Origin of the sequence: Pseudidiomarina gelatinasegens, from assembly GCF_004025325.1 — a bacterium.
In the GTDB taxonomy this organism is placed as follows: domain Bacteria; phylum Pseudomonadota; class Gammaproteobacteria; order Enterobacterales; family Alteromonadaceae; genus Pseudidiomarina; species Pseudidiomarina gelatinasegens.
Genome location: NZ_RSFE01000016.1, coordinates 1 through 7,065 on the forward strand (window position 1 = coordinate 1; position 7,065 = coordinate 7,065).

Sequence of the window (7,065 nt, forward strand, 5' to 3'; positions counted from 1 at the left end):
GTCCACTAGTTGCTCCTGAGTTAGCATGTTAGGCCGCCTTGTCTTATTGAAAAGTGCAGCTATGATGCCTCAGGTGGATCACTTTTAAACCGTTGTCAGTGGATCAATTTTACGCCGTTGGTAACAACGGTACGACTATCGTGGATAACATCTAAGTAATGTTAAGGTCTATAGCTAGTTCTCCAGAAAATTGTTCCATAAGAAACATGATACGGTTAATGGAATAGGCCGAGAATCATAGACAATTCCTTACCACTATTTGATCATAGGAGTAAGGTTTATGAATAATCAACGATATAGTCCGGAAATTTAAAGACGAGCTAGTCTGCTAAGTAATAGAGCGAGGATAAACCGTTGCTGAAGTTGCTAGCAATTGGCGGATATATCAACTTAGTCTCTGTAAGTGGGTAAAAGTATTCAGGCTTCAGTATTCTTCACACGCACTCACTGACTAGAGCAGCACAGACTATCGTATTTCTAATGCTCGAGCATGAACTCGGGGCACGGTTAAAAACTCTTCAAGTCTTTCTGTCACGTCAAGGAGTGATAGTTTATTTTTACCCTTTAATGAACATTCCCAGACTATAATTACCTTCCACCCTTGAGCTAGCAATTCGCTTTGAGCTGTCATATCTCGGCTTCTATTTTCCAGAAGCTTAGCTTTCCAAAATTCTTTTCGTGTGGAGGGTAATTTAAACAGATGGCAATTTTCATGCATGTGCCAAAAACATCCGTGAACCAAAATACAAGTTCTATACTTAGCTAGAACTATGTCTGGTGTTCCGGGCAAAGTCTTAACATTTTTTCTAAACCTATACCCTTTAGCAAACAAGGCCTTTCTCAATAGCTTTTCAGGCTTTGAATCAGTTGACTTGATTGCAGACATGTTACGACTTCTTGTTTTTTTATCGTGAATATCAACCATAGACTTATGAAATTAACTGTTTGCTTAGATTCTCTAAAATAACCTCTTTAGTATATGCCTCTATTACCTCTTGAGGGTCTACATAAAGGCATTGGATATTTGCATAATCTGCGTCTGCTTCATTAACATTCCGCTTTCTCATATATGCTGAGGTGAGAACTTGTTTATCACCTGGGAAAATAAAATAATTTTTAACTCTCGACGTAGCGGCAATTGATTTCACAGCTTTGGCATAAAAAAACTGCTTGAGTAAATCGCTCCACCCCGGGGCATTTTTTAAATCCTGAGCATGATAATATTTAGCGTCAATAATCGCGTAAACATTATTAGTTTTGTCATGAGTGATAATATCTGTTCTCTGTCCTTTTTGAGGAGCCTCCAGATGCTCTCCCGTACTTGTTATATAAGTCGGTATCGAGAATTCTGAATTGATGTCGACAGCACCAGTAATTATGGATTTCAGCATGTGTTCCCATAAGGTATGAAATCCCTTGATGCCAATAACGACATTGGTGTTGTTCTTGCCATGAATGCGTTTTATGTATTTAATCAAATGATTAAACAACCTGATATCTCTGTCAGAATACAGGTTTTGCAACTCAGAGTTTAATACGGATAAAAGATAATTTTCATTTTGGTTCTGGGGTAGTGGTAGAACGCCACTCTGATAATTAGATGAGCCGAAGAGAATCTTGCCGTAAGTTATATCAAGCAATTTAACGATATACGCATGTACCCGAGATGCTTCTGAATCAGCCTGGTTGAGCGATATAGAACCCGCATAATTTAGGTAAATAGGTCCCATTATACTGAATAAAGGGTCGAATTTACTGACAGTTTTAGACCAGTTGGGCTTCCCTTTGTTTAGCGTGTTTAGACGGTTCCGCCTAGTGTAGATTCCATTCTGACGATAATCAGTTAAGATATCGCTGATTAACGTAAGTTCATATTTTCCTAGTAAATTATCGCCCCCATCTTCGGAATCTACAAGGCTGTTTGAATGATTACTATATTTTCTAATCGCTGCAAAAATGCCTGGCAAGCTGTTCTGCCGCTGCTCCATTTTTCTCGGTAGGAAAACGTAGATATGTTCGTTTGTTTTCAGTAACCCACAGAAACACGCCTTCTGTCCCCCAGAAGTTATGAGTCCATACCGAAGAAGATGATTTTGAATGTCGGCCGGTAGAAGGCTTAATTCGATTCGGTCATTTACTAAAACAGGAATATTCGGTTGCACAGTAAACGATACCTAAATATTAGGAGTGTCTGAATTAGTTGACGTGGTTAAATCGTCAGATACTTCTGGAATCTGGTCATCACCATCATCATTTTGTGTTTTATTGTTACTAGCTCGCGATCCTTTGATGAATAAATCTTCAGCTTTTTTAGAAAAAATAGCTTCATTGGCGTTAAACAGCTTGATAAGAGAACCAAACGCCTTGGCGCGCCCAGAGAATAATAGTCCTTTGTCGCTATGGCGAAGGACGTCATCCCAAAGGTATAGTAAAATTTTACCTTTCAGGCTGCTTAACGCCGATTCAGTATTGGCGACTTCAGAATTAGAGAGGAACCATGGGCCGAGTAAACGATCTTCCGGTATATTTTCATCCTCCAGTAAGATCTCGTTAATCGCATTGGCAAACGCACGCCAAGGGATATCGAGACTATCTCCACTGCTAAATACAATCGGAATAGATCCGGCAGGGCCTGAATCGCTTTTGCTGAAGTCGATAGGGATATATTCAAATTTCCAGCGGCGCTTGAAGGCAGTATCCATAGGCATGACAGCTTGGTCACTGCTATTCATCGTCGCGTACAGGCTTAAGTTACTAGGAATCTTTAACCTATTTCCAGACAGTGCACTTGGAGCATGATCTTGTAAATATATGACCATGTCTGGGTCTGATACGGTGATGCTATATTTGCTTTCCCCTGTGGGCTCTCTATCGAGTAACTGGAACAACTCTCCGAAAACCGCAGCGGCAGCGGCTCTATTAATTTCTTCTATTACGAGGAAAACATTTTCGGCCTGTTTTTCATGAGCTAGTTTGAGGGCAAGACAGAACGGGCCCGGTCGAAATGAATATACGATATTGTCTCCATTCATTCCGGGTTTAAGGCACCCTACAAAATCACTGCTTTGGGTTTCGGGATGAAAAACCGTTCGAATACTGTTGCTTTCTGAACATTTATTATCGATCTCATAGCTTTTCCCCGTACCTGGAGCCCCATAAAAAATGATATTTTCACCTAGCTGACCGAAGAAGCCTTCACGGTTTGGAGTTGGTATTGCATATTTAGAGGGGGGAGAAGCTACCATTAAACTGTTTAAATATTCTTCATCGTCAGGTAGTTGGCTTTGAAGGTAATCTATAGCACCCTTAATTAATTCTTGGTTGATATTTAAACGTTTCTCGTTGAAGGAATTTTCAAGATTATTAGCCGTATAGATAAATTTATTTATCAATGAGAAAAGAGGTAGAGTCTGGACGGTGGCGAGAGCGTTAACCGTTTTGCTTGATAACGTGGAAGAGAATAAATCCCGCATAGTTTTCTCAACATAATTCTTAGCCGTTTCATACTCTGTTAAATGGTTCTCTATGTCTTTTAATGTTTTTAGAAGCTCTATAAGAGAAATAGAAAAGTATTTCTTTTCACCTCGACGGCCAGTGTTAGAGAATTCAATAGACGGCGCTACGCTCCGGTAGGTGAATTCCATCCCACTTTCAAGTTTTTCACATTCCGCAGCTAATTGGTCGATCCGAAGTGAACTTGGCATGGTGATCCTTTTTTTTTAGTCAATAGTTGTTCTATCGTTAGGGTCTGAGACGGATAAGAATCAAACTGAACTTACTTGTTGACTGATCTTTTATACAGTGGTAGCTTAGCCGGGAAACAAACCGGATAAGATGGTGTCTTTTATGAACAAAATTAACAACAATATTAACGCTAAAGATATCAAATGTATACGGGAGCGCCTAGGGCTAGGAAGGACAGAGTTCGCAAATCTTTTAGGGTTGGGAAATCAAGGTGAGCGCACCGTGAGAGGATGGGAGACTGAGGAACATAAGCCCTCGAAAAGCAAAGCTCAAGCAATTCTATTGTTAGAGGAAGAGCTTGAAAGAGCGAAATGTTCTGCTCCCTTTGCCGTAAGTCAAAATAATAGCTCGTTTAGATTCATTGATTTGTTTGCTGGAATAGGTGGCATTCGCCTTCCTTTTCAGCAATTAGGCGGTGAATGTGTTTTTTCTTCGGAGTGGGATAAATTTGCTCAGAAAACCTATTTGTCAAATTTCGGAGAGATGCCTCACGGTGATATTACAAAGATAAAAGCGGCAGACATTCCAGATCACGACATTTTACTGGGCGGTTTTCCTTGTCAGGCTTTTTCACAGGCGGGTTTGAAAAAAGGATTTGGTGATACACGGGGAACGATGTTTTTTGAAATTCAACGTATTTTGGTGGAAAAAAGACCCAAAGCTTTTTTATTGGAGAACGTAAAGCAGCTCAAAGGACATGATAAAGGTCGTACTCTGAAGACCATTGAGGCAATTTTAAAGGGAGAGTTTGAGCAAGGTGAGTCTAATGATATTCAGCTTAGTGAAGAAGCACGTCATGCGTTGTCAGAGAAGCTTAACTATTGGGTGGATTACAGAGTTTTAAGAGCGGCTGATTTTGGTGCGCCTCAGAATCGTGAACGAGTTTACATCGTGGGATTTGATAAGGACTACTTTAGCGAGTCAGATATAAATCAGTTCTTTAGCTGGCCTGAGCCCCCCCGCACACCGACCTTGGTTGGAGATATATTAGAGGATTTATCCGAACTAAGTTGTGATGAGGACCGTTATACAATCTCAGACCGACTGTGGAGTGGGCACAAAAAACGAAAAGAAGAGCATCAAGAGAAAGGTAACGGCTTTGGCTACTCGCTGGTCAGGCAAGACACTAAGTATACTAACACTATTAGTGCCAGGTACTACAAAGATGGTTCTGAGATACTTATTGACCAGAGCGGTTTAGGAAAGAATCCTAGAAAGTTGACTCCTAGAGAGTGTGCAAGGCTGCAGGGGTTCCCTGAAGAGTTTATTGTTGACGCTGTCTCTCATGGCCAAATTTACAAACAATTCGGTAACTCAGTATGTATGAATGTGGTGCGTGCGATAGCAACTGAAATGGTAAGCTTTATGGGGAAGGCAAGCAATCGCAGGAAGAGCGCAGCTTAAAGCTGGAGTTTACAGTTGTATTTTATGGTTTGATGGGTAGTCGTATAAATTTAGAAGAGCAACTGTTTTACGGTAATTTCTTAAACTTTAAAATGGAGTGGCAGTGAAAATACCTCGTATTTGGTTTTTTGATATGGAGGGTACGATCCTCCGAAAAGACCATGAATTGGACAATGGAAAGGTTGCTCCTAGCGCTTGGACGGTCCTAGCTAAGAAGCTTGGGGAGGATTGTTATCGTGAGGAAGAAGCGACTAAAGATAAGTGGCTTCGCGGAGAATACAAGGGTTACCTCGACTGGATGAAGGAAACCGTTCTAATTCATAAAAAGTATGGTTTAACTAAAGACCATCTTAATCAACTAGTTGATAATGCTGAGTTTCACGACGGTGTTGATGAGCTATTTTCCTGGCTGAGAGAACACGGAGTCATAACAGCTTTGATAACCGGCGGATTTAAAGCTCTTGCTGATAAAGTACAACGTCGTCTCAAGATTGATCACGCTTTGAGTGGTTGCGAGTATTTCTTCGATGATGCTGGAAAAATTGAGTTTTTTAACCTTTTACCGGCAGATCATGAAGGTAAATTAAGTTTTATGAATCAAGTGTTATTTGAGCATGGGCTATCTGCTGATGATTGCGTGTTTATTGGTGATGGGAAGAACGATGTTTTCTTGGCTGAGAAGTCAAAGATATCCATAGCGTTTAATGCTCAAGATGAACTGGTAAGGATGGCTACGTTTTCCTTAACTCATGAACGGGGAAAAGAAAATCTCAGAGACATCATAAATTTTTTCCGATGATATCTCCGAAGCGATTCAAATAATTACTGATTTGAATTTTTAGAATTGTTGCTTTTGGGTTTCGCTGCCGTGCTTGGTATCTCATCCAAATACCTGGTGGTTTCTCTTGATTGTTTCTCAAGCTCTTCAATTCGCTGTTCGAGCACCGCTACTCTGCCAGTATCAAATAAGGTGTTTCGAACTAATTCGCTTACTGAGGGGATTATAATTATAACACTTGAAAATAATGCTAAGGCTCCACTCAGCTTCCAAAAACCAAACTTCTGGGCTTTGTTGTTAAGGGATTCATCAATTCTGCGCTTTAATTCTTCCCGATCTAAAAAGTATTTAGGCATTTTTGTCAGGGCTGCCCGCCTAAAGCTTTGGTACTGTTTAAAGTCTGTATAGTCTCTATCGGTAACAGTCTGTATTTCCTCGTCATTCATGTCAATTTGGTGAAATACTACCCTAAAAAATTCCTTTGTGTATCCCTCACCTAGTTGAATTCGATTAGACGATAAGTTGGTGACCAATGTGGAAATTGGGCCATTGAAGCCACCATCAATTATGCCTGTATTAAAGGCAAGTAATCCTTCTTGAGAGAATTGGTTCTTCAAAAATACGTAGGCGACATAGCCTTTCGGCACGTGGATTGTTTCTCGTGATACAACGTATACTGTTTCCTGAGGTTTCAGAGAGAATGAATTGTCTGTCAGTTCTATCTTACCCTTACTATCGTCTTCGCTGTGATGAATTATTGTACCAACACTAACTTCAAAACTTGATTTTCCATTATATTTCTCGAAAGAAATAGCTTCGCCACTCCGCTTTATCATTTCCTTTTTGAGAGCTGTAGTAGTTGATATTTGCACGTGGATTTCCAAATTTTTTTGTAAGTATCTTTTCCAAATAGTTTTTTAGTTAGCACTAAATCTTTTTGAAAATCAAGTTACCGGTGACGTCTCCCCCAAAAATAGAACCATGACATCGATGAGATTTCCATTAAAATTGGGTTATTGGAGATCTCACTATGAAAAAACGTCACAGCGAAGAACAGATTATCAAGGCTATCAAGGAGCATGAAGCTGGTGCCAAGGTAGATGATATATGCCGACGGATGGGTATTTCGAGCGGTACAT

Annotated in this window: 7 protein-coding genes; 3 read left to right on the top strand and 4 right to left on the bottom strand. The window is 40.2% G+C overall.

Annotation, left to right across the window (positions count from 1 at the left end; translation table 11 throughout):
• Positions 1–466 precede the first annotated feature (466 nt).
• The 3 genes from EGC76_RS11720 to EGC76_RS11730 are packed head-to-tail and all read right to left on the bottom strand — an operon-like array spanning position 467 to position 3,704.
• Positions 467–925 (bottom strand): very short patch repair endonuclease, encoded by a 459-nt coding sequence (locus EGC76_RS11720; RefSeq protein WP_128353189.1) that lies wholly within the window; start codon positions 923–925, stop codon positions 467–469.
• A gap of 4 nt (positions 926–929) precedes the next feature.
• Positions 930–2,162 (bottom strand): LlaJI family restriction endonuclease, encoded by a 1,233-nt coding sequence (locus EGC76_RS11725; protein ID WP_128353190.1) that lies wholly within the window; start codon positions 2,160–2,162, stop codon positions 930–932.
• A 12-nt stretch (positions 2,163–2,174) separates the two neighbouring features.
• Positions 2,175–3,704, bottom strand: coding sequence for an AAA family ATPase (locus tag EGC76_RS11730; protein WP_128353191.1), 1,530 nt, complete (start codon positions 3,702–3,704; stop codon positions 2,175–2,177).
• 142 nt (positions 3,705–3,846) lie between these two features.
• On the opposite strand from EGC76_RS11730, the gene EGC76_RS11735 reads away from it, so the two are divergent.
• A complete protein-coding gene (locus tag EGC76_RS11735; protein ID WP_128353192.1) occupies positions 3,847–5,148 on the top strand; it encodes a DNA cytosine methyltransferase in 1,302 nt (433 codons plus the stop codon).
• A 103-nt stretch (positions 5,149–5,251) separates the two neighbouring features.
• Complete coding sequence (locus tag EGC76_RS11740) at positions 5,252–5,947, top strand: HAD family hydrolase (protein ID WP_128353193.1); 696 nt, start codon at positions 5,252–5,254, stop codon at positions 5,945–5,947.
• Between the two features lie 23 nt (positions 5,948–5,970).
• On the opposite strand, the gene EGC76_RS11745 is transcribed toward EGC76_RS11740, so the two are convergent.
• On the bottom strand, positions 5,971–6,798 hold the full coding sequence (locus EGC76_RS11745; protein ID WP_128353194.1) for a dCTP deaminase domain-containing protein: 828 nt from the start codon (positions 6,796–6,798) through the stop codon (positions 5,971–5,973).
• Between the two features lie 158 nt (positions 6,799–6,956).
• Between EGC76_RS11745 and EGC76_RS11750 the strand changes: the two genes are divergently transcribed.
• Positions 6,957–7,065: transposase (locus EGC76_RS11750; protein ID WP_164876840.1), on the top strand; the 109-nt coding region annotated here is incomplete at its 3' end.